Origin of the sequence: Streptomyces sp. NPDC088553 (assembly GCF_044752965.1) — a bacterium.
Lineage (GTDB): Bacteria > Actinomycetota > Actinomycetes > Streptomycetales > Streptomycetaceae > Streptomyces.
In genome coordinates, this window is record NZ_JBIVMG010000005.1 from 590,063 (window position 1) to 609,782 (window position 19,720).

The 19,720-nt window shown below is 73.6% G+C and carries 21 protein-coding genes and 1 riboswitch; of the genes, 10 read left to right on the plus strand and 11 right to left on the minus strand.

Features of this window, described 5'->3' with window-relative positions:
• Window positions 1-43: 43 nt before the first annotated feature.
• Window positions 44-646, minus strand: a complete 603-nt coding sequence (locus tag ACIP8Z_RS19535) for a hypothetical protein (protein WP_319310511.1) — start codon at window positions 644-646, stop codon at window positions 44-46.
• Between the two features lie 251 nt (window positions 647-897).
• Between ACIP8Z_RS19535 and ACIP8Z_RS19540 the strand changes: the two genes are divergently transcribed.
• The 4 genes from ACIP8Z_RS19540 to ACIP8Z_RS19555 all read left to right on the plus strand — a co-directional run bounded on the left by ACIP8Z_RS19540 (window position 898) and on the right by ACIP8Z_RS19555 (window position 4,915).
• A complete protein-coding gene (locus ACIP8Z_RS19540; protein ID WP_187623434.1) occupies window positions 898-1,758 on the plus strand; it encodes a bifunctional methylenetetrahydrofolate dehydrogenase/methenyltetrahydrofolate cyclohydrolase in 861 nt (286 codons plus the stop codon).
• 1 nt (window position 1,759) lies between these two features.
• Window positions 1,760-2,386 (plus strand): DUF3017 domain-containing protein, encoded by a 627-nt coding sequence (locus ACIP8Z_RS19545; RefSeq protein WP_402084899.1) that lies wholly within the window; start codon window positions 1,760-1,762, stop codon window positions 2,384-2,386.
• A gap of 256 nt (window positions 2,387-2,642) precedes the next feature.
• Complete coding sequence (locus ACIP8Z_RS19550) at window positions 2,643-3,725, plus strand: DUF2690 domain-containing protein (RefSeq protein WP_402084902.1); 1,083 nt, start codon at window positions 2,643-2,645, stop codon at window positions 3,723-3,725.
• 200 nt (window positions 3,726-3,925) lie between these two features.
• Window positions 3,926-4,915 carry a malate dehydrogenase gene (locus tag ACIP8Z_RS19555; RefSeq protein ID WP_402084904.1) on the plus strand — a complete coding sequence of 330 codons (990 nt, stop codon included), beginning with the start codon at window positions 3,926-3,928 and terminating at the stop codon, window positions 4,913-4,915.
• A gap of 497 nt (window positions 4,916-5,412) precedes the next feature.
• Here the strand turns inward: ACIP8Z_RS19555 and ACIP8Z_RS19560 are convergent, their stop codons facing one another.
• Complete coding sequence (locus ACIP8Z_RS19560) at window positions 5,413-6,168, minus strand: isocitrate lyase/phosphoenolpyruvate mutase family protein (RefSeq protein ID WP_402084906.1); 756 nt, start codon at window positions 6,166-6,168, stop codon at window positions 5,413-5,415.
• Window positions 6,165-6,689 carry a carboxymuconolactone decarboxylase family protein gene (locus ACIP8Z_RS19565; RefSeq protein ID WP_402084908.1) on the minus strand — a complete coding sequence of 175 codons (525 nt, stop codon included), beginning with the start codon at window positions 6,687-6,689 and terminating at the stop codon, window positions 6,165-6,167. Before ACIP8Z_RS19565 ends, ACIP8Z_RS19560 begins: the two co-directional genes overlap by 4 nt.
• A 47-nt stretch (window positions 6,690-6,736) precedes the next feature.
• Between ACIP8Z_RS19565 and ACIP8Z_RS19570 the strand changes: the two genes are divergently transcribed.
• Complete coding sequence (locus ACIP8Z_RS19570; protein ID WP_402084911.1) at window positions 6,737-8,257, plus strand: PLP-dependent aminotransferase family protein; 1,521 nt, start codon at window positions 6,737-6,739, stop codon at window positions 8,255-8,257.
• A 58-nt stretch (window positions 8,258-8,315) separates the two neighbouring features.
• On the opposite strand, the gene ACIP8Z_RS19575 is transcribed toward ACIP8Z_RS19570, so the two are convergent.
• Window positions 8,316-9,200, minus strand: a complete 885-nt coding sequence (locus ACIP8Z_RS19575) for a hypothetical protein (protein WP_402084914.1) — start codon at window positions 9,198-9,200, stop codon at window positions 8,316-8,318.
• Window positions 9,201-9,291: 91 nt separating this feature from the next.
• Here ACIP8Z_RS19575 and ACIP8Z_RS19580 point away from each other — a divergent pair, with 91 nt between their 5' ends.
• Both ACIP8Z_RS19580 and ACIP8Z_RS19585 read left to right on the plus strand, forming a co-directional pair.
• Entirely contained in the window at window positions 9,292-9,591 is a 300-nt protein-coding gene (locus ACIP8Z_RS19580) for a hypothetical protein (RefSeq protein WP_319310496.1), read from the plus strand.
• Between the two features lie 14 nt (window positions 9,592-9,605).
• On the plus strand, window positions 9,606-10,790 hold the full coding sequence (locus ACIP8Z_RS19585; RefSeq protein ID WP_402084917.1) for a glutathionylspermidine synthase family protein: 1,185 nt from the start codon (window positions 9,606-9,608) through the stop codon (window positions 10,788-10,790).
• Window positions 10,791-10,818: 28 nt separating this feature from the next.
• Here the strand turns inward: ACIP8Z_RS19585 and ACIP8Z_RS19590 are convergent, their stop codons facing one another.
• The 3 genes from ACIP8Z_RS19590 to rocD all read right to left on the minus strand — a co-directional run bounded on the left by ACIP8Z_RS19590 (window position 10,819) and on the right by rocD (window position 12,674).
• Window positions 10,819-11,211: a type II toxin-antitoxin system VapC family toxin gene (locus ACIP8Z_RS19590; RefSeq protein ID WP_402084918.1), complete on the minus strand. Its 393-nt coding sequence runs from the start codon at window positions 11,209-11,211 to the stop codon at window positions 10,819-10,821.
• On the minus strand, window positions 11,211-11,348 hold the full coding sequence (locus tag ACIP8Z_RS19595) for a hypothetical protein (protein WP_402084920.1): 138 nt from the start codon (window positions 11,346-11,348) through the stop codon (window positions 11,211-11,213). The genes ACIP8Z_RS19590 and ACIP8Z_RS19595 overlap by 1 nt, the downstream gene beginning before the upstream one ends.
• A 117-nt stretch (window positions 11,349-11,465) precedes the next feature.
• Entirely contained in the window at window positions 11,466-12,674 is a 1,209-nt protein-coding gene (gene rocD / locus ACIP8Z_RS19600; RefSeq protein WP_402084922.1) for an ornithine--oxo-acid transaminase, read from the minus strand.
• 122 nt (window positions 12,675-12,796) lie between these two features.
• A riboswitch (ZMP/ZTP riboswitch) is annotated at window positions 12,797-12,887 on the plus strand.
• A gap of 70 nt (window positions 12,888-12,957) precedes the next feature.
• On the opposite strand from rocD, the gene glyA reads away from it, so the two are divergent.
• Window positions 12,958-14,235, plus strand: a complete 1,278-nt coding sequence (gene glyA / locus ACIP8Z_RS19605; RefSeq protein WP_402084924.1) for a serine hydroxymethyltransferase — start codon at window positions 12,958-12,960, stop codon at window positions 14,233-14,235.
• Window positions 14,236-14,252: 17 nt separating this feature from the next.
• Here the strand turns inward: glyA and ACIP8Z_RS19610 are convergent, their stop codons facing one another.
• A complete protein-coding gene (locus ACIP8Z_RS19610) occupies window positions 14,253-15,050 on the minus strand; it encodes a hypothetical protein (RefSeq protein WP_402084926.1) in 798 nt (265 codons plus the stop codon).
• Window positions 15,043-15,663, minus strand: coding sequence for an RNA polymerase sigma factor (locus tag ACIP8Z_RS19615; RefSeq protein WP_402084928.1), 621 nt, complete (start codon window positions 15,661-15,663; stop codon window positions 15,043-15,045). Before ACIP8Z_RS19615 ends, ACIP8Z_RS19610 begins: the two co-directional genes overlap by 8 nt.
• A gap of 56 nt (window positions 15,664-15,719) precedes the next feature.
• On the opposite strand from ACIP8Z_RS19615, the gene trpS reads away from it, so the two are divergent.
• Together trpS and ACIP8Z_RS19625 are read left to right on the plus strand one after the other, a co-directional pair.
• Window positions 15,720-16,733 (plus strand): tryptophan--tRNA ligase, encoded by a 1,014-nt coding sequence (gene trpS / locus ACIP8Z_RS19620; RefSeq protein ID WP_402084930.1) that lies wholly within the window; start codon window positions 15,720-15,722, stop codon window positions 16,731-16,733.
• Window positions 16,734-16,824: 91 nt separating this feature from the next.
• Window positions 16,825-17,415 (plus strand): 2'-5' RNA ligase family protein, encoded by a 591-nt coding sequence (locus tag ACIP8Z_RS19625; RefSeq protein WP_402084932.1) that lies wholly within the window; start codon window positions 16,825-16,827, stop codon window positions 17,413-17,415.
• Between the two features lie 162 nt (window positions 17,416-17,577).
• Here the strand turns inward: ACIP8Z_RS19625 and ACIP8Z_RS19630 are convergent, their stop codons facing one another.
• Together ACIP8Z_RS19630 and ACIP8Z_RS19635 are read right to left on the minus strand one after the other, a co-directional pair.
• The gene (locus ACIP8Z_RS19630; protein WP_402084934.1) at window positions 17,578-18,333 is read right to left on the minus strand and encodes a decaprenylphospho-beta-D-erythro-pentofuranosid-2-ulose 2-reductase; all 756 of its coding nucleotides are present in this window, start codon (window positions 18,331-18,333) and stop codon (window positions 17,578-17,580) included.
• Between the two features lie 8 nt (window positions 18,334-18,341).
• Window positions 18,342-19,715, minus strand: a complete 1,374-nt coding sequence (locus tag ACIP8Z_RS19635) for an FAD-binding oxidoreductase (RefSeq protein WP_402084937.1) — start codon at window positions 19,713-19,715, stop codon at window positions 18,342-18,344.
• Window positions 19,716-19,720: the final 5 nt, after the last annotated feature.

The window sequence follows — 19,720 nt, forward strand, 5'->3', positions numbered from 1 at the left end:
GGGGCCCGGTTCCGTACGGAACCGGGCCCCAGCCATGTGTGGATCAGTACTGCTGCTTGTTGCGGTTGAACCAGGCCGAGCCGTCCGACTTCGCCACGAAGACGATGATCAGGACGCCGAGCACGAGGCTCACGATGCCGAGCGGCAGCGAGAAGAGGCTGAACACCACGGCGAACGCGGCCCAGACGATGGAGCCGATCCGGACGCCGTTGCCGCCGGACTTGAACTTGGCGGCGAGCACCATGCCGAGCACGGCGAAGATGAGCGAGACGATGCCCGCGCCGATCAGGATGCCCTGACCCAGGTCTGCGAACGCCTCGGCGTCGGCGGACGAGGCGCCCGACTTCTCCAGCTCGCTGTCGACGGCGAAGGAGATGCCGATCGCCGCGATGCCACCGAGCACGTTGAACGCGCCGAGGATCCACAGCATCACGCGCGCGGCCTTCACACCACCGGGCATCTCCATGGCCATGCCCGGGTAGCCGCCCCCGCCGTACGGGGAGACCGGCGGAGCCGCCGGGTAGCCGTAGCCCTGCTGCGGCGGCACGCCCTGGGGGGCCTGCTGCGGGTAGCCGTAACCGGGCTGCTGGCCCTGGCCCTGGCCCTGCGGCTGGCCGTACGGGTTGTTCGGGTCACCGAAGCTCATCGCGGGTTTCCTCCGTGAAATTTCTCTGTGCGGGGACGACGCGGCCCGCGCGGAGGACTTTTCACGGGATGTGAGCGGATTCCCCCCGGCACTTTCCGCGGTACTTCGCCGATCATCGTGGTCGCTTGGTCGACTTTTTGTCCAGTCGATACGCATCGGAGTTGTGCAAGTGCAACCCGTCGCTCCGTGTGACCGCCCGCCCGGCACGAGCGAATTGGAACAAGGCGGGGGTCATCCGGGAGGATGTCTCCATGAGCGCCCAGATTCTCGATGGCAAGGCCACCGCAGCCGCGATCAAGTCCGATCTGACCGTCCGTGTGGCGGCCCTCAAGGAGCAGGGCATCACACCCGGACTCGGCACCGTCCTGGTCGGCGACGACCCGGCGAGCCACAAGTACGTGGCCGGCAAGCACCGCGACTGCGCGCAGGTCGGCCTCGCCTCGATCCAGCGCACGCTGCCCGCCACCGCCACCCAGGAGGAGATCGAGGCGGTCGTACGGGAGCTCAACGAGGACCCGGCCTGCACCGGCTACATCGTGCAGCTCCCGCTCCCCAAGGGCATCGACGAGAACCGCATCCTGGAGCTGATGGACCCGGCCAAGGACGCCGACGGTCTGCACCCGACCAACCTCGGCCGACTCGTCCTCAACGAGCCCGCCCCGCTGCCCTGCACGCCGAACGGCGTCATCACGCTGCTCCGCGCGCACGGTGTGGAGATCAACGGCGCGGAGGTCGTGGTCGTCGGCCGCGGTGTCACCATCGGCCGCCCGATGCCGCTCATCCTCACCCGCCGCTCCGAGAACGCGACCGTGACCCAGTGCCACACCGGCACCCGGGACCTGTCGGCGCACCTGCGGAACGCCGACATCATCGTCGCGGCGGCCGGTGTGCCGCACCTGATCAAGCCCGAGGACGTGAAGCCGGGCGCGGCCGTCCTCGACGTCGGCGTCTCCCGCAACGGCGAGGGCAAGATCGTCGGCGACGTGGACCCGGGCGTCTCCGAGGTGGCCGGCTGGATCTCCCCGAACCCCGGCGGCGTCGGCCCGATGACCCGCGCCCAGCTCCTCGTCAACGTCGTCGAGGCCGCCGAGCGCGCGGCCGCGGCGCTCTGACGTGACCCCCGGGACCCCGGGCACAGCCGGGACCCCGGACGGGGCGGCCGACGGGCCGTCGAAGAACGGGAGCGCCAGGGCGTCGGGCGCGCGAGCCTCGGGCTCCGGCGCTTCGGGCTCGCGCCCCTCGGGCGCCGGCGCCGCGCCCGGGGGCGCTTCGACCGCGGGTGCCTCCGGGGGTGCTTCGGGCGGAGGTGCCTCCCAGGGTGCCTCGACCGGTGGTGCCACGGCCTGGAAGCGTCCCGCGCCCAGCCTCACCACCGACACCGCGCGGCCCGAGGGCGGCGGCCGGGCGGCTCCCGGTGACGCCCCGGCGCCCGCCCGGCAGTGGCCCCTGCTCACCGTGCTCGGCCTCGCCGGGCTCGGTCTGCTCGTGGTCGGGACGGACGCCTTCCCGCAGTCCTTCCGCATCGGCACCATGCTGGTCGGAGCGGCGCTCCTCCTGGGGGCCGTGCTGCGCCGGGTGCTGCCCTCGGTGGGCATGCTCGCCGTACGGTCCCGCTTCACGGACATGATCACGTACGGGGTCATGGGTGGCCTGATCGTGCTGCTCGCGCTCATGGTGCAGCCGCAGCCGTGGCTGAGGATCCCGTTCCTGGAGGACGTCCTCCACCTGACGGTCACCTGACGGTCGGCTGACCTCCGGGCGACCCGGACGGCAGGTGGCGCGGCGCCCGCCCTCTCCCCCGTGGGAGGGCGGGCGCCGCTGCGATCAAGGGTCATGTACGTGCCAAGGTCGGTTCAAGGCCCGGCAACCCCCTGTGGCACGGAAGTGACCATTCCGGTACCTCCGCCGCGCATCCGGGGCACGCATCGCTCCCGGACCTGCCATCCTTCGGTGGAGCAGGGGAGACGCGGGAGGCACGGGACAAGGGGGGACCGCCATGCCTGGCTGGAAGGCGCTGCCGGAGGAACTCGACCCGGACGTCCGTGCGTTCACGGAACGGCTCCGTCGGCTCATCGACCGCAGCGGCCTCGGCGTCACGGCCGTCGCCGAGCGCACCGGGCACGAACGGTCCGCGTGGGCCACGTACCTGAACGCCCGTCAGCCCGTGCCCCGGAGCGCCGTCGTGGCACTCGCCGAGGTGACCGGAAGCGACCCGGCGGCTCTCGCGACCGACTGGGAGCGCGCGGAGCGGGCCTGGGCCCGCACGGCCGCGCCGGTCGGTGACAGGGGCAGGGGCGGGGACGGCGAGCCCGAGGACGGCGACGGTGGCTTCCGCGGCGGTCCCGGAGGTGACGACCGCACCATGCGGATCCGTCGCCTGGACCGGCCCGGCCCCGCGGCGCCACCCCCGGCCTCGGGCACGCCGGCGCCGGGCAGCCCGGCCCCGAGCGCGCCCGCCACCGGCGCCCCCGCTCCCGGCGCCGCCGTGCCCCCGCCCCGTAACCCCGTCCCCACCCCCGACGCGCCTCCCGCGCGCACCCCCGACTCCCGCCGCCGCAAGGTCCTGCTCGCCGTCACCGGCGTCGTGGGCGCGCTGCTCGTCGTCACCGCCGCCCTGCTCCTCGTCGACCTCGGCGGTTCCGAGGGCCCGGGCGAGGGCGACAAGGCGGCCGCCCCGCCCGCCACCACCGCCCCGCCCACCACCCAGCGCACCAGCCTGCCCCCGGGCGTGCGGTGCGCGGGTCCCGACTGCACCGGCCAGGACCCGGAGGCCATGGGGTGCGGCGGCCCCCTCGCCACCACCGTCGCCCGCGCCGTCGTCGGCACCGCGCAGGTCGAGGTCCGCTACAGCGAGACCTGCGGGGCGGCCTGGGCCCGGCTCACCGGCGGCGCGCCCCGGGACACGGTGACGATCCGCGCCGGGGACGCCGAGCGGCGCGCGACCGTCGCCGTCGGCACCGACACGGTGGCCAAGGAGACCGACGCGTACACGCCGATGGTCGCCGTCGCCTCCGCCACGGCCGCACGCGCCTGCGGGCGGCTCGCCGACGGCGGCGAAGGCTGCACCACCGGCCCGTGAGCGCGTGCGCGGACGGGTGACCGCGGCCGCGCGGACGGGCGGCAGTGAGCCGGACCACAAGGGGGTGGGGATTCACCGGGGCCCGGGTCGGATAGCCTGACCGCTGGATATCTCTTCATGTCGAGACACCGATCGATCAAGAGAGCTATCCCGCACCAGGGGCAGGGACCCCCACCGCCAGCTGTCTTACGGAGATCGCCATGACCCGCACTCCCGTGAATGTCACCGTGACCGGCGCGGCCGGCCAGATCGGCTACGCGCTGCTCTTCCGCATCGCCTCCGGCCACCTGCTCGGCGCGGACGTGCCGGTCAAGCTGCGCCTCCTCGAGATCCCGCAGGGCGTGAAGGCCGCCGAGGGCACCGCCATGGAGCTCGACGACTGCGCCTTCCCGCTGCTCAAGGGCATCGACATCTTCGACGACCCGAACAAGGGCTTCGAGGGTGCCAACATCGGCCTGCTCGTGGGCGCCCGCCCGCGCGGTCCGGGCATGGAGCGCGGCGACCTGCTCGCCGCCAACGGCGGCATCTTCAAGCCGCAGGGCCAGGCCATCAACGCCCACGCCGCGGACGACATCAAGATCCTCGTCGTCGGCAACCCGGCCAACACCAACGCCCTCATCGCGCAGCAGTCCGCCCCGGACGTGCCGGCCGAGCGCTTCACCGCCATGACCCGCCTGGACCACAACCGCGCGCTGACGCAGCTGGCGAAGAAGACCGGCTCCTCGGTCACGGACATCAAGCGCCTCACCATCTGGGGCAACCACTCCGCGACCCAGTACCCGGACATCTTCCACGCGGAGATCGCCGGCAAGAACGCCGCCGAGATCGTCAACGACGAGGCGTGGCTGGCCGACGACTTCATCCCGACCGTCGCCAAGCGCGGCGCCGCGATCATCGACGCCCGTGGCGCGTCCTCCGCCGCCTCGGCCGCGAACGCCGCCATCGACCACGTCCACACCTGGGTCAACGGCACCGCCGCCGGCGACTGGACCTCCATGGGCATCCCGTCGGACGGCTCGTACGGCGTCCCGGAGGGCCTCATCTCCTCCTTCCCCGTCACCTGCACCGACGGCAAGTACGAGATCGTCCAGGGCCTGGAGATCAACGACTTCTCGCGCGGCCGGATCGACGCCTCGGTGAAGGAGCTCTCCGAGGAGCGCGACGCGGTCCGCGAGCTCGGCCTCATCTGAGTCCCGGCTCCACGCGCCCGGCGCCCCCGAACCGTACGACCGACCGTACGGCGCGGGGGCGCCGTTTTTCATGCTCCGGGACGGGGCCTCAAGTCGGCCGTAGGCTGCGCCGGTTGAGCGTCAGGGGCGTCAGGGGCTCAGGGGCGTCAGGGGCGTCAAGGAGGAACTGCTCCAGGCCATCCGCCGGCTCCGTGTCGACCTCGGCGGGGTCGTCCCCACGGAGCAGACGGCCGCCCTGGGCGGCGAACTCTCCGGCGCCGAGGACGAGATCGAGAGCACGGGCCGCGCGGACGCGGGCCGGCTCACCCGGGTGCGCCGCGCCCTGACGGACGCGGGCGCGGTGACCGGGATCCTCGCCTCGGGCGTGGCCGCCGGACAGGCCGCCGGCGCGCTGCTCGGCGGCTGAGACGAGCGGGGCGCCGAACGGGACCTGGTGGACGGGCGGGGCCCCGCGCGGGGCGCCTCGCGGGGTGTCGTGCAGGGGTGTGCAGGGCGTCTCAAACCGTCGCGTTCCCGCGGAGCTTCGTCGCCAGCGCGGCCAGGTCGTCCCGCGCGCGCAGGAGCAGGCCGTCGCCGAAGGTGATCCTGGTCGCGCCGAGCCGGCCGAGTTCGGCGAAGGACGGGCCGCCGTCCGGGGCGGCCAGCGCGTTGAGCGGGAGGTTCCCGAGGGCGGCGCGCAGGGCCGGGAGGTCCGCGGGCGGGGCGGCGATCGGGTAGACGCAGTCCGCCCCGGCCGCCGCGTAGAGACGGGCGCGGGCGATCGCCTCCTCCAGCGGTTCGGACGCCCCGCGGATGTACGTGTCCACGCGCGCGTTGACGAGGAGTCCGGGTCCCGCGGCGGCCCGTACCTCCGCCAGCCACTCGGCGTGCGCCCGCGGCTCCTTGAGCCCGCCGCCCGGTCCGGTGTCCTCCAGGTTCACGCCGACGGCCCCCGACTCCCGTACGCGTTCCACCAGTTCGGGCGCCGGCAGCCCGTAGCCGCCCTCCAGGTCAGCCGTCACGGGCACGGAGACGGCCCGGACGATCCGGGTCACGGCGGCGAACATCTCGGCCGCCGGGGTCGCCCCGTCCTCGTACCCGAGGGAGGCGGCGATCCCGGCGCTCGGCGTCGCGAGCGCCGGGAACCCGGCCGCCTCGAAGGCGCGGGCGCTGACCGCGTCCCACGGGCCGGGCAGCACCAGCGGATCGCCGGCCACCCGGTCCCGGTGGAGGCGGTGCAGGACCTGGGCCGCCGAGCCCACGGTCGGGCTCATGCGCTGCGCGGGGTGTAGTGGCCGGGCGTCATCCGGGTGGTGACGCCGATCCGGTTCCACGCGTTGATGACGACGATCGCGCTGATGACGCGGGCGAGCTCGGTCTCGTCGAACTGCTCGGCGGCGCGGGCGTACACCTCGTCGGGGACGAAGCCGTCGGTGAGGACGGTGACGGACTCGGTCAGCGCGAGGGCGGCGAGTTCCCGCTCGGTGTAGAAGTGCCGGGACTCCTCCCAGGCGGAGAGCTGCACGATCCGCTCGACGGTCTCTCCCTCGGCCAGCGCGTCCTTGGTGTGCATGTCGATGCAGAAGGCGCAGTGGTTGACCTGCGAGGCCCGGATCTTGATCAGGTGGTACAGGGTCGGGTCGATGCCCTTGGCCGCCGCCGTCTCCAGGCGCAGCATCGCCCGGTAGAACTCGGGGACGCGCTCGGCGAGCGGGAGGCGCGGGGCGTGCTCGTGGGCGTACTCGGCCGGCGCGGTGGTGTCGAGGGTGTCGATGGTGTTCGTGTGCGTGGTCATGTTCTTCACCGTACGAGCCAGGTGGCTCAGGAGTATGGTCCATTCGTATGGCGAACAAGTGGGCCACTTTCGGGGCCGACCTCCATCTGGAACTGCGCGGTCCGCGGCTGCGCGCCGGGCTCATGGACGCGCTCCGCGAGGCGGTGCGCAGCGGGCGTCTGGAGGCGGGCACCCGGCTGCCGTCCTCCCGGTCGCTCGCCGCGGACCTGGGCATGGCCCGTAACACCGTCGCCGACGCCTACGCCGAACTCGTCGCCGAGGGCTGGCTCACGGCCCGGCAGGGCTCCGGCACCCGGGTCGCCCGCCGCGCCGAGCCCCGCCGCCCCGAGCCCCGTCGCGCCGAGCCCGGCCGGGCGGATCCTCGCGGTGCCGCACCCCGTCGCGCCGAGCCCCGCAACTCCGAGCCCCGCCCTGGGGGCCGGCCCGTCGTCGCCCCTCCCGCGCGCGCCCAGTCCCGGCCCGCCACGCCCGCGCACAACCTGAAGGCCGGCACCCCCGACCTGGCGTCCTTCCCGCGCGCCGAGTGGCTCAAGGCGTACCGGCGGGCGCTCACCGCCGCCCCCAACGAGGCCTTCGGGTACGGCGATCCGCGCGGCCGGATCGAACTGCGCACCGTCCTCGCCGAGTACCTGGCCCGCGCGCGGGGCGTGTACGCCCGGCCCGAACGGATCGTCGTCTGCGCGGGTTTCGTGCACGGTCTGATGCTGATCGGTCAGGTGCTGCGGAGCCGGGGCGTCCGCGACGTCGCGATCGAGTCGTACGGGCTCGGCCTGCACGCGGGGCTCCTCACCGGCGCGGGCCTCGGCACCCCGGTCCTGCCCTTCGACGAACGCGGCACCCGGGTCGAGGAGTCCGGGCCCCTCGGCTCGGCCGGAGCCGTCCTGATGACGGCCGCCCACCAGTTCCCGCTGGGCGGCGCACTGCCCCCGGACCGGCGTGCGGAGGTCGTCGACTGGGCGCGGGCCTCGGGCGGTTTCGTCCTGGAGGACGACTACGACGGGGAGTTCCGGTACGACCGGCAGCCGGTGGGCGCCCTCCAGGGCCTCGATCCCGAGCGGGTCGTCTACCTCGGCACCGCGAGCAAGTCCCTCGCCCCGGGGCTGCGGCTCGCGTGGATGGTGCTGCCGGAGAGCCTGGTCGGCGAGGTGGTGGCGGCGAAGGGGGTCGTGGACTGGGTGTCCAGCGCGCCGGACCAGCTGGCGTTCGCGGAGTTCCTGGGCTCGGGGGCGTACGACCGGCACGTACGGGCGATGCGGCTGCGCTACCGGCGGCGCCGGGACCAGCTGGTGGCGGCGGTGGCCGCGCACTCGCCGGAGACGAGGGTCAGCGGGATCGCGGCCGGTCTCCACGCCGTGCTCGCCCTGCCGCCGGGCACGGAGCAGGAGGTGCTGCGGGCCGCCGCCTGGAACGGCCTCGCGGTTCAGGGCGTCGACCAGTTCCGCCGCCCGACGGTGCCGGCGACCCTGGACGGCCTCGTCGTGGGCTACGCGACACCCCCGGACAGCGCCTGGCAGAGCGCCCTCCAGGCCCTGTGCCGGGTGCTGCCCCAGGCGCCGGGGGGCGTCTAGGCGGCGTCGCCCGCCGCCTGGGGGCGGCTAGGAGGCTTCCCCGGGGCCTGGCGGGCGGCTAGGAGGCGTCCCGCCCCGGGCTCCGGCCCGTGCCCGATCCCGCCGCCCCCGCCTCCACCGTCCGCCCGCTCGCGTCCACCTCCGGCGGTTCGCCGAAGCGGGCCAGGGTCAGGGAGCCCGCCACCGCGATCGCGAAGCCGGTGACCGCGAGCCAGCCGAGGCCCTCCCGGGTGGTGTCGCCGAGCCAGGCCACCCCGATGATCGCGGGGGCGACCGTCTCGCCGAGCACCGCGCCCGCCGTCGCCGTGGTCACCGAACCGCGCTGGAGCGCCGAGGTCAGCAGCACGAACGCGGCCCCGCCGCCCACCAGGAGCGCGTACCAGACCGGATCGGCGAAATCGATCCCGTCGATCAGCCGGACCGCCACCTCCACCACCCCGAAGCCGAATCCCGCCCCGAGGCCGAGGACGAGGGCGCGGGGCTTCGCCGGCAGCCGCCCGCCCACGACGCCGAGCAGCAGCACCCCGAAGGCGCTCACGAGCAGCGCCCAGGGCAGCCACTCGGGGCCGTCCTGGTGGCCCTCCTTCCCGGAGGCGAGGGCCAGCAGCGCGAGCCCCGCGCAGACCACGCCCACCGCCGTCCACTCCACCCGGCTGAGCCGCACCCGCAGCACCCGGGAGGCGATGACCGCCGTGACCGCCAGGCTCGCGGCGAGGGCCGCGCCGACCACGTAGATGGGCAGGGTCCGCAGGGCCACGATCTGCAGGACGAACCCGAGGCCGTCCATGCTCAGGCCGGCGATGTACCGCCACTGCCGTAGCACCCGCCACATCAGCGCGATGTCGACTCCGCCACCGGTCCCCGGCGCCGTGGCGCGGGCCCCCATCGCCTGGAGAACCGAGGCCGCGCCGAAGCAGACGGACGAGGCGAGCGCACAAATCATCCCGAGTAGCACGAAATGACTCTAGGCGCTGCGGCTGGAATTGACCGGCCTACACTGTGCGGTCGCGACTGCGAAGGGGAGGGCCAGGGACATGCGGAGGCTGAGGTCGAGCACGGTGGTGCTCGGCGGAATGGGTGTGCTCGCGGCGACGATCACCGCGTGCGGCTCCGACCCGGACAAGCGGTGCGTGGACCCGGTGACCCGGGAGACGCTGCCCAGCTACGAGTGCGAGAGCGGCGGCGGCAGCGACGACGACAACGGCGGCAGCACCCACCGGGGCTCGTACTACTACGGCGGCTCCATACGCGACAACCGCGTGAGCGGTGGCAGCTTCGACAAGAAGGCCGTCGACACCGGCGGTTTCGGCTGCTCCGGTTCCGGCGGCGGCTGAGAGAGGCCCGGCACATGCGACGGCACACCATCGAGCCCCGGCCCGGCTGGCAGGAGACGGTGGAGGAGCAGGGGCTCGTCTACCCGCTGACCCGCTACCCGGACGGTTCGCTGCGTCCGTACTGGGACGAGAGCGCGTACTACTCCTTCAGCCTGCCCGAGGTCGAGGCCCTTGAGGAGGTCGTGGAGGAGCTGCACGCGATGTGCCTCGCGGCGGCCGCGCACATCGTCGAGCGGGACCGGTTCGCCGAGCTGGGGATCACCGATCCGAAGCTCGCGTCCCTGGTCGCCGAGTCCTGGCGGCGGCGCGCCGAACTCCCTTCCCTCTACGGGCGGTTCGACCTCCGCTACGACGGCACCGGCCCGGCCAAGATGCTGGAGTACAACGCCGACACCCCCACCTCGCTCGTGGAGGCCGCGAGCCCGCAGTGGTTCTGGATGGAGGAACGGTTCCCCGGCGCCGACCAGTGGAACTCCCTCCACGAACGGCTCGTCGACGCGTGGCGGAAGCAGGCCCCTCTGCTGCCTCCCGGCCCCCTCCACTTCGCGCACTCGGACGGCGACGAGCTGGGCGAGGACCTGATGACGGTCGCGTATCTGCGCGAGACCGCCCAGCAGGCCGGACTGGAGACCGAGGCGCTCTCCGTCGAACGGATCGGCTGGGACCGGCTCTCCCGCCGCTTCGTGGACGACCGGCTCCGGTTCATCCGGAGCTGCTTCAAGCTCTACCCGTGGGAGTGGCTGACCACCGACCGCTTCGGCCGGCACGTCCTGGACACCCTCGACAACGGCGGCGGCACCGGCACCACCTGCTGGATCGAGCCCGCCTGGAAGATGCTGCTCTCCAACAAGGCGCTCCTGGCGATCCTGTGGGAGCTGTACCCGGGCCACCCCAACCTGCTGCCCGCCTACCTCGACGGACCCCGCGAACTCGCCACGACCACCGGCTGGGTCGCCAAGCCGCTGCTCGGCCGCGAGGGCGCGGGCGTCACCCTGCACGAGGCAGGCGCGGAGCCGTTCGTACGGGACGGGGAACCCTGCTGCTACCAGGAACTGGCCCCGCTGCCCGACTTCGACGGCAACCGGGTGGTGCTCGGCGCGTGGGTCGTCGAGGACGAGGCGGCGGGACTCGGCATCCGGGAGTCGGCGAGCCTCGTCACCGACGAGTACGCCCGCTTCCTCCCGCACGTGATCCTTTAGCCGTCCGGGGGCGGTCCCTCCGGGCGGCTCAGATCTTGACGATCGCGACGGAGGGCCCGCAGAGCAGCGTCAGGTCCTCGGGATCCGAGGTCAGCACGGTGACGGGGGCCCGCGCACTCAGGGCGACGGCGGCGAGCGTGGCGTCGATCGCGTGCTTGTGGCCGTGCAGGCGGTGTTCGCGGAGCAGGCGGGCTGCCTCGTCGGAAACGGCCCTGGTCACGGGGTGCACGTCGATCCTCGACAGGACCCATCGGATCCGGGCCGGATGGACGCGGTCGTGGTCGGCCTCCACGCGGGTCGTCACCGTGGTGGCCACGCGCACGCCCTCCTCGGCGGCCGCCTGGACGAGGGTCAGGACCGTGCGGTCCTCGCGGTGCAGCCGGGAGAGGCCCTCGCTGTCCAGGAGCAGGGTGCCGTGCATCAGGCGGCGGCCCCGCCCGCCGGGCCGTCCTGCGCCGTGTCGTGACGCGACCGGGCGCGGGCGGCCTCGACTTCGGCGCGGGTCAGCGGATCGTGGTCGATCTCGAAATCGGCGACGATCTCACGCAGCCGCTCCATCGCGAGGCGCTGCTCCAGGGCCTCGCGATGTACGCGGAGAAGGCGGGAAGCCCCGAGGCGCCCGGACCGCCGGGGCGAGGCGTCACTCCACGCACCGCCCCCGGCGTCGGCGAGGCGTCACTCCTCCGCCAGCACCCCCCTCAACTGCTCCAGACCCCAGTCCAGGTCCTCCTTCGAGATGACCAGCGGCGGCGCGATCCGGATCGTCGAGCCGTGGGTGTCCTTCACCAGCACACCCCGCTCCATCAGCTTCTCCGAGATCTCCCGGCCCGTGCCGTGCGACGGCGCGATGTCCACGCCGGCCCACAGCCCACGACCGCGCACCGCCTCCACCGCCCCGCCGCCCACGAGCAGCCCCAGCTCCGCGTGCAGATGCTCGCCCAGCTCCGCCGCCCGCTCCTGGTACTCGCCCGTCCGCAGCATCGCGATCACCTCCAGGGCCACCGCGCAGGCCAGCGGATTCCCGCCGAACGTCGACCCGTGCTCACCCGGCCGGAACACCCCGAGCACCTCCCGGTCGGCGACCACCGCCGACACCGGCACCACCCCGCCGCCCAGCGCCTTCCCCAGGACGTACACGTCCGGCACCACGCCCTCGTGCTCGCACGCGAACGTCCGGCCCGTCCGGCCCAGACCCGACTGGATCTCGTCCGCCATGAACAGCACGTTCCGCCGGCGGGTCAGCTCCCGCACCCCCGCCAGATAGCCCGCCGGCGGGACCAGGACCCCCGCCTCGCCCTGGATCGGTTCGAGCAGCACCGCCACCGTGTTCTCGGTGACCGCCGCCTCCATCGCCGTCAGGTCCCCGTACGGCACGATCTCGAACCCCGGGGTGTACGGACCGAAGTGGTCCCGCGCCTCGTGGTCCGTGGAGAAGCTGACGATCGTCGTCGTCCTGCCGTGGAAGTTGTTCGCCGCCACCACGATCTTCGCGTGCCCGTCCGGCACGCCCTTCACCTCGTACCCCCACTTCCGGGCGGTCTTCACGGCCGTCTCGATCGCCTCCGCGCCGGTGTTCATCGGCAGCACCGCCTCCTTCCCGCACAGCTCGGCGAGCCGGGTGCAGAACTCGGCGAACCGGTCGTGGTGGAAGGCGCGCGACGTCAGCGTCACCCGCTCCAGCTGGGTCTTCGCCGCGTCGATCAGACGCCGGTTGCCGTGCCCGAAGTTGAGCGCCGAGTAACCGGCGAGCATGTCGAGATAGCGGCGCCCCTCGACATCGGTCATCCAGGCGCCGTCCGCCGAGGCGACGACGACCGGCAGGGGGTGGTAGTTGTGAGCGCTGTGCGCCTCCGCCGAAGCGATCGCGTCTTGTGTGCTCGACACGGGATCTCCGTTCGTCCTGCGGCTCGGGGGGTGACCCCGACGAGGGGGTGTGGCCCCTGTTTCTATCGTCGCTCGGATGCCGGACCGGGAAACCTCACGCGCGCCGCGCCAGCTACTCTGAAATCACGCACGGCGACTGGCGCGCGGGGAAGCGACCCCGGGGGAGCCGTGCGCGGCAGACCACACGAGACGCCGCCCGCCTGGGCGTCACGGGACCGAAGTCCCGCGTGGCGCCGCCTCTCACGCAGCGCCCCGGGACCCGCCGACGCCCGGAGGACACACCATGACCACGCCGCAGCACCAGTACACCCACCCCGCGCTCGCCGCCGCCGACCCCGAGCTCGCCGCCCTCGTCGGCGCCGAGGAACGCCTCCAGGCCGAGACCCTGCGCCTCATCCCCAGCGAGAACTACGTCTCCGCCGCCGTCCTCGAAGCCTCCGGCACCGTCCTCCAGAACAAGTACAGCGAGGGCTACCCCGGCCGCCGCTACTACGAGGGCCAGCAGAACATCGACCAGGTCGAGACCCTCGCCGTCGAGCGCGCCAAGGCCCTCTTCGGCGTCGACCACGCCAACGTCCAGCCCTACTCCGGCTCCCCGGCCAACCTCGCCGTCTACCTCGCCTTCGCCGAGCCCGGCGACACCGTCATGGGCATGGCCCTGCCCATGGGCGGCCACCTCACCCACGGCTGGGGCGTCTCCGCCACCGGCAAGTGGTTCCGCGGCGTCCAGTACGGCGTCCGCCAGGACACGGGCCTCATCGACTTCGACGAGGTCCGCGAGCTCGCCCTCAAGGAGCGCCCCAAGGTGATCTTCTGCGGCGGCACCGCGCTGCCCCGCACGATCGACTTCGCCGCCTTCGGCGAGATCGCCCGCGAGGCCGGTGCCGTGCTTGTCGCCGACGTCGCCCACATCGCCGGCCTGATCGCCGGCGGCGCCCACCCGTCCCCGGTCCCGCACGTGGACGTCATCTCCACGACCACCCACAAGACCCTCCGCGGCCCGCGCGGCGCCATGCTGATGTCCCGCGAGGAGCACGCCAAGGCCCTCGACAAGGCCGTCTTCCCCGGCCTCCAGGGCGGCCCGCACAACCAGACCACCGCCGCCATCGCGGTCGCCCTCCGCGAGGCCTCCCTGCCCTCCTTCCGTGACTACGCCCACGCCGTCGTCGCCAACGCCAAGGCCCTCGCCGACGCGCTCCTCGCCCGCGGCTTCGACCTCGTCTCCGGCGGCACCGACAACCACCTGATCCTGATGGACCTCACCCCCAAGCAGGTCCCGGGCAAGATCGCCGCGAAGGCCCTCGACCGGGCGGGCATCGTCGTCAACTACAACACCGTCCCCTACGACCCCCGGAAGCCGTTCGACCCCTCGGGCATCCGCATCGGCACTCCCTCCCTCACCTCCCGCGGCCTCACCACCGAGCACATGGGCCAGGTCGCCGACTGGATCGACCGCGGTGTCGCCGCCGCCGGCACGGGCGACGAGCAGGCCCTCGCCGCCGTCCGCGCGGAGGTCGCCGACCTGATGGGCGCCTTCCCGGCCCCGGGCCTCCCGGCCTGACCCGTACGGCCGGCCCGTCAGCCGCCGACCGACTCCGCCGCCCGCCGGGCCTCCTCACGGTCCGGTATGCCCTCCAGGCGGAAGGTGAGCGCGCCCCCGTTCCTCGTCCAGAGGAGCGTGGGGCCCGCCGTGCGGACCTCATGGGTCCAGGCCGTGCCCGTCCCGTCGGTCATCGGGAACGTCAGCAGATGCGGCGCCGCGAACCAGTACCCGTGCGCGCCGTCCGGGAGATCGACCCACTCCGGCTGTGTCCGCACCTGCTTGGCGAACCCGATGTCCAGCCGGGCCGGGAACTCGTCCAGCCGGACCGTCCGCCCCCCGTCGCGCCAGCACAGACTGATCACCGCCCGGCCCCGCTCGGCCGACCCCGTCACCGCTATCGCGTCCGGCGCGCCGAGCGCCCCCGGTATCAGCGGCTCGAAGCCGGCCAGCCGCCCGGCCTCCGCCGGCGGCACCGGCTCCGGGCACCCCGGCACCGGGCCCCCGGCCGGGACGTGCCGCCCGTCCGGGGCGTACCGCACGGCGACCCCGCCGAAGCCGAACCACTCCGCCACCGTCGCCCGCACCGGCGGGGTGAGCACCAGGACGATCAGCACCCCGGTCAGGCCCGCCACGAGGGCACGCCACCGCACCCGCGCCCAGCCCCGTACCGACGCCCACGCGTCCCGTCGACGACGGACCGGCACCGGCGTCGGCACCTGCTCGGCGAGGAGCTGGGCGAGCACCCGCTCGGCCATCGACTCCCCGTCCACGTCCGGCACCCGCAGCCGCCGTCCCAGCTCCCTCAGCTCGTCCGGCAGACCCTCGTCAGCCACGCCCCTCACCTCCCTCCGGTCCTTCGGTCGGTCCGTCCGTCAGGCTCTCCCCGAGCACCAGACCCAGCTTCTTCAGCGCCCGGCTCAGCCGGGACTTCACCGTGCCCCTCGGCCAGCCGAGCGCCCGCGCCGTCTCCGTCTCGTCCAGTTCGAGGAGATAGCGGTGGATCACCACCTGCCGGTGGTCCTCGCCCAGTCCGTCGAGCGCGTCGAGGAGCCGTCTGCTCCGCTCCCGCTCCACCGCCGCGACCGCCGGGTCGGCCGACTCCGGTATCCGCGGCTCACCTCCGAGCAGGTCCGCCTCCCGGTCGGCGACGGCCCGCCGCCGACCCGCCGACCGCACTGTGTTCCTGGTCTCATTGACGACGATCCGCAGCAGCCACGGCCGGAACGCCGCGCCCTCCTTGAAACGCCCGAGCGAGCGGTACGCCTTGAAGAAGGCCTGCTGCACCACGTCCTCGGCCTCCGCGCCCGCGCCGCACGCCACCGCGGCTCTCAGCGCGACCGCCGTGTGCGCGCGGACCAGCGCCGCGTACGCCTCCGGCTCCCCGGCGCGGACCCGTGCGATCACCGCGGCCTCGTCGTCGACCAGGCCCCCCTCCCGCGTCCTCACACTCTTGATACACCGGCAGTCCGGGATCGGTTCCCACACCTGAGAGAATGATGTGCATGGCCTCTGACGTTCCCCGCGTGCTCTCCGGAATCCAGCCCACCGCAGGCTCGTTCCACCTCGGCAACTACCTCGGCGCCGTCCGCCAGTGGGTCGCCCTCCAGGAGACCCACGACGCCTTCTACATGGTCGTCGACCTGCACGCGATCACGGTCCCGCAGGACCCCGCCGAGCTGCGCGCCAACACCCGGCTCGCCGCGGCCCAGCTGCTCGCCGCCGGTCTCGACCCCGAGCGCTGCACCCTGTTCGTCCAGAGCCACGTCCCCGAGCACGCCCAGCTCGGCTGGGTCATGAACTGCCTCACCGGCTTCGGCGAGGCCTCCCGCATGACCCAGTTCAAGGACAAGTCCGCCAAGCAGGGCGCCGACCGCGCCACCGTCGGCCTCTTCACGTACCCGATCCTGCAGGTCGCGGACATCCTGCTCTACCAGGCCAACCAGGTCCCGGTGGGCGAGGACCAGCGCCAGCACATCGAGCTGACCCGTGACCTCGCGGAGCGCTTCAACGGCCGCTTCGGCGAGACGTTCACGATCCCGGCGCCGTACATCCTCAAGGAGACGGCGAAGATCTACGACCTCCAGGACCCGGCGATCAAGATGAGCAAGTCGGCGTCCACGCCGAAGGGCCTCATCAACCTCCTGGACGACCCGAAGACCACCGCGAAGAAGGTCAAGAGCGCGGTCACCGACACCGAGACGGTGATCCGTTTCGACCCGGAGAACAAGGCCGGCGTCTCCAACCTGCTCACCATCATGTCCACGCTCACCTCCACCTCCGTCGAGGACCTGGAGAAGAGCTACGAGGGCAAGATGTACGGCGCGCTGAAGACGGATCTCGCCGAGGTCATGGTGGAGTTCGTCACGCCGTTCCGGACCCGTACCCAGGAATACCTGGACGACCCGGAGACGCTGGACTCGCTCCTGGCCAAGGGAGCCGAGAAGGCCCGCGCGGTCGCCGCCGAGACGCTGGCGCAGACGTACGAGCGCATCGGCTTCCTGCCGGCCAAGCACTGAGACCAAGGACCCTGGCCCAAAGGGTGGTGCAGGCCGCACACTGGCGGCTGCACCACCCGACACAAGTCGACCGACGACGGAGGAGAACGACGTGGGGACCGTAACGCTCGGCGTTTCGATCGCGGTCCCGGAGCCCTACGGCAGCCTGCTCCAGGAGCGGCGCGCCGGCTTCGGGGACCCTGCCGCGTACGGCATCCCCACGCACGTCACCCTGGTCCCGCCGACGGAGGTCGCCGAGGAGCGGCTGCCGGAGATCGAGGCGCACCTCGCGGGTGTCGCCGCCGACCACCAGCCCTTCCCCGTACGCCTCAAGGGCACCGGGACCTTCCGCCCGCTCTCCCCGGTCGTCTTCGTGAAGCTGAAGGAGGGCGTGCCCCACTGCAACCGGCTCCAGCACCGGATCCGGGACGAGGCGGGCCCCCTCGCGCGCGAGCTCCAGTTCCCGTACCACCCGCATGTCACCGTGGCGCACGGCATCTCCGAGGAGGGGATGGACCGGGCGTTCGAGGAGCTCGCCGGGTACGAGGCGGCCTGGACCTGCCGCTCGTTCGCTCTGTACGAGCAGGGCTCGGACGGGGTCTGGCGGAAGCTGTACGACTACGAGTTCGGCAGCGGCCGCCCCATCTCGGCGGTGCCAGCGCAGGGCGGCAGCCCGGTGGACACACCGACGCCCACGGCCTAGAGCCGACGCGTCGGAACGTCGGCCCGTCTGACGCGCGTACAGGACGCCCGTACCCGCGTACGTCTGGACCCCCGCACGCGGGTACGTGAGGACGCCTGTACTTCTGGACCCCCCCTACGCGCGTACGTCACGACGCGCGTACGCGGGCACCCCCCCCGCACGTCACACCGGAAGCCGTCGGAACAGCCCCCTCGGCACGTGCCGTACCGCCGCCATCACCATCCGCAGCGCCCCCGGCACCCACACCGTCTCCGAGCGCCGCCGCAGCCCCAGCTCGATCGCGGTCGCGACCGCCTCCGGCGTGGTCGCGAGCGGCGCCTCCGCGCGCCCGGCCGTCATCTTCGAGCGGACGAACCCGGGCCGTACGACCATGACGTGCACCCCGGTGCCGTGCAGCGCGTCCCCCAGGCCCTGGGCGAAGGCGTCGAGCCCCGCCTTCGACGAGCCGTAGATGAAGTCGGCGCGGCGGGCCCGCTCGCCCGCCACCGACGAGAGCACCACCAGCGAGCCGTGCCCCTGCGCCTGGAGCGCGCCCGCGCACACCAGACCGGCCGAGACGGCGCCGGTGTAGTTGGTCTGCGCGACGCGGACGGCGGCGACCGGGTCGGACTCGTCGCGCGCCTGGTCGCCGAGGACCCCGAAGGCGAGCAGCACCATGTCGATGTCGCCCTCCGTGAAGATCTTCCCCAGGCGCTCCTCGTGCGACTCGGTGTCGAGCGCGTCGAAGGGGACGGTGCGCACGTCCGCGCCCAGCGCCCGCAGGGAGTCCGCCGCGGCGGTGAGCGCGGGGGAGGGGCGTCCGGCCAGCCAGACGGTCCGGGTGCGGCGGGCGATCAGCCGGCGGGCGGTGGCGAGCCCGATCTCGGAGGTGCCGCCGAGGACGAGCAGGGACTGCGGGGCACCGAAGGCGTCCTTCATGGGGGCTCCTAGAGGTCGAGGCGACGGGAGAGGTCCGAGGTGAGGGCGGACCGGGGGTCGAGCGCGGCGCGCAGCGCCCGGAACTCGCCGAGCCGCGGGTACATCGCGGCCAGCGCCTCCGGCCGTACGCGGGAGTCCCTGGCGAGGTAGACCCGGCCGCCCGCCCCCGCGACCTCCTCGTCGAGCGAGTCGAGGAAGACGCCGAGTCCGGGCAGGCCGGCGGGCAGGTCGAGGGCGAGCGTCCAGCCGGGCAGGGGGAACGACAGCGGGCCGGGGCCTCCCGCGCCGAAGCGCTGGAGGACGGCGCCGAGGGCGGGGCAGCGGCGGTCCGCGATCCGCCTGACCACCCTGCGCAGGGCCTCCTCCTGCCCGTACGGGACGACGAACTGGTACGGGACGGACCCCGCGCGCCCGTGGATCCGGTTCCGGTGCGGGATGCCGTCGAGCGGATGCAGGAAGGCGGCGAGCGACTGGACGCCGCCGGTACGCGTGCGGGGAGCCCGGTACCGGAGCTCGTTGAGGAGCCCGACGGTGGTACGGCCGAGGAGGCCGCCCGGCACGTACGGCGGAGGCGCGGGCAGCCGTACGGGGCGGAACGCGAGCGGTGCCCGGCGGGCCCGGTGGCGGCGGGGCAGTGCGTCGTACGGGGTGTGGTCGCCGTGCGTGAGGACGGCGCGGCCGGTGGCGGCGCCCCGGGCGAGCAGGTCGATCCGGGCGACGGAGTAGCGGTACCGGTGGCCGGCGGCGGCGAGCCGGGCCATCGTCTCGTCGAGGTCGGGGGCGCGCTCGGTGTCCACGGTCATGAGCGAGGTCTCGACGGGCGGCAGCCGCAGGGTGGCGGTCAGGATCACACCGGTCAGGCCCATGCCGCCGGTGGTGGCGTCGAAGAGCGGGGTGCCGGGCAGCACGGTCCTGATCTCGCCGTCGGCGGTGAGGAGTTCGAGCGCGGTCACGTGCCGGCCGAAGGAGCCGGAGACCAGGTGGTTCGTGCCGTGGACGTCGGCGCCGATCGCGCCGCCGACGGTCACGTACCGGGTGCCGGGGGTGACCGGCACGAACCGGCCGAGCGGGAGCAGCGCCTCCATCAGCCTGTGCAGGCTGACGCCCGCCTCGCAGACGACGAGCCCGGCGGTGGCGTCGACGGCGAGGATCCGGTCCAGGCCGGTCATGTCGAGGACGGTGCCGCCGGCGTTCTGTGCGGCATCACCGTAGGCGCGGCCGAGACCTCGGGCGATCGCGCCGCGGGCTCCGGAGGAGCGGACGGCGTCGGCGACCTCGGCGTGACCGCGGGGCCGCCGCACGCGCGCGAGGGTCGGTGCGGTGCGTCCCCAGCCGGTGATCGTTTCGCAGTCGTCGTCCAGGACGAGGGTCTCGACAGCCATGAGGG

What these genes read in the sequence shown, in the direction of transcription:
- trpS (WP_402084930.1), top strand. Translation starts at nt 15,720, where the DNA reads ATGGCCTCTGACGTTCCCCGCGTGCTCTCCGGAATCCAGCCCACCGCA.
- ACIP8Z_RS19535 (WP_319310511.1), bottom strand. Translation starts at nt 646, where the DNA reads ATGAGCTTCGGTGACCCGAACAACCCGTACGGCCAGCCGCAGGGCCAG.
- ACIP8Z_RS19565 (WP_402084908.1), bottom strand. Translation starts at nt 6,689, where the DNA reads ATGACCACGCACACGAACACCATCGACACCCTCGACACCACCGCGCCG.
- ACIP8Z_RS19555 (WP_402084904.1), top strand. Translation starts at nt 3,926, where the DNA reads ATGACCCGCACTCCCGTGAATGTCACCGTGACCGGCGCGGCCGGCCAG.
- ACIP8Z_RS19560 (WP_402084906.1), bottom strand. Translation starts at nt 6,168, where the DNA reads ATGAGCCCGACCGTGGGCTCGGCGGCCCAGGTCCTGCACCGCCTCCAC.
- ACIP8Z_RS19580 (WP_319310496.1), top strand. Translation starts at nt 9,292, where the DNA reads ATGCGGAGGCTGAGGTCGAGCACGGTGGTGCTCGGCGGAATGGGTGTG.
- ACIP8Z_RS19590 (WP_402084918.1), bottom strand. Translation starts at nt 11,211, where the DNA reads ATGCACGGCACCCTGCTCCTGGACAGCGAGGGCCTCTCCCGGCTGCAC.
- ACIP8Z_RS19570 (WP_402084911.1), top strand. Translation starts at nt 6,737, where the DNA reads ATGGCGAACAAGTGGGCCACTTTCGGGGCCGACCTCCATCTGGAACTG.
- ACIP8Z_RS19595 (WP_402084920.1), bottom strand. Translation starts at nt 11,348, where the DNA reads ATGGAGCGGCTGCGTGAGATCGTCGCCGATTTCGAGATCGACCACGAT.
- glyA (WP_402084924.1), top strand. Translation starts at nt 12,958, where the DNA reads ATGACCACGCCGCAGCACCAGTACACCCACCCCGCGCTCGCCGCCGCC.
- ACIP8Z_RS19575 (WP_402084914.1), bottom strand. Translation starts at nt 9,200, where the DNA reads ATGATTTGTGCGCTCGCCTCGTCCGTCTGCTTCGGCGCGGCCTCGGTT.
- ACIP8Z_RS19550 (WP_402084902.1), top strand. Translation starts at nt 2,643, where the DNA reads ATGCCTGGCTGGAAGGCGCTGCCGGAGGAACTCGACCCGGACGTCCGT.
- ACIP8Z_RS19540 (WP_187623434.1), top strand. Translation starts at nt 898, where the DNA reads ATGAGCGCCCAGATTCTCGATGGCAAGGCCACCGCAGCCGCGATCAAG.
- ACIP8Z_RS19630 (WP_402084934.1), bottom strand. Translation starts at nt 18,333, where the DNA reads ATGAAGGACGCCTTCGGTGCCCCGCAGTCCCTGCTCGTCCTCGGCGGC.
- ACIP8Z_RS19585 (WP_402084917.1), top strand. Translation starts at nt 9,606, where the DNA reads ATGCGACGGCACACCATCGAGCCCCGGCCCGGCTGGCAGGAGACGGTG.
- ACIP8Z_RS19635 (WP_402084937.1), bottom strand. Translation starts at nt 19,715, where the DNA reads ATGGCTGTCGAGACCCTCGTCCTGGACGACGACTGCGAAACGATCACC.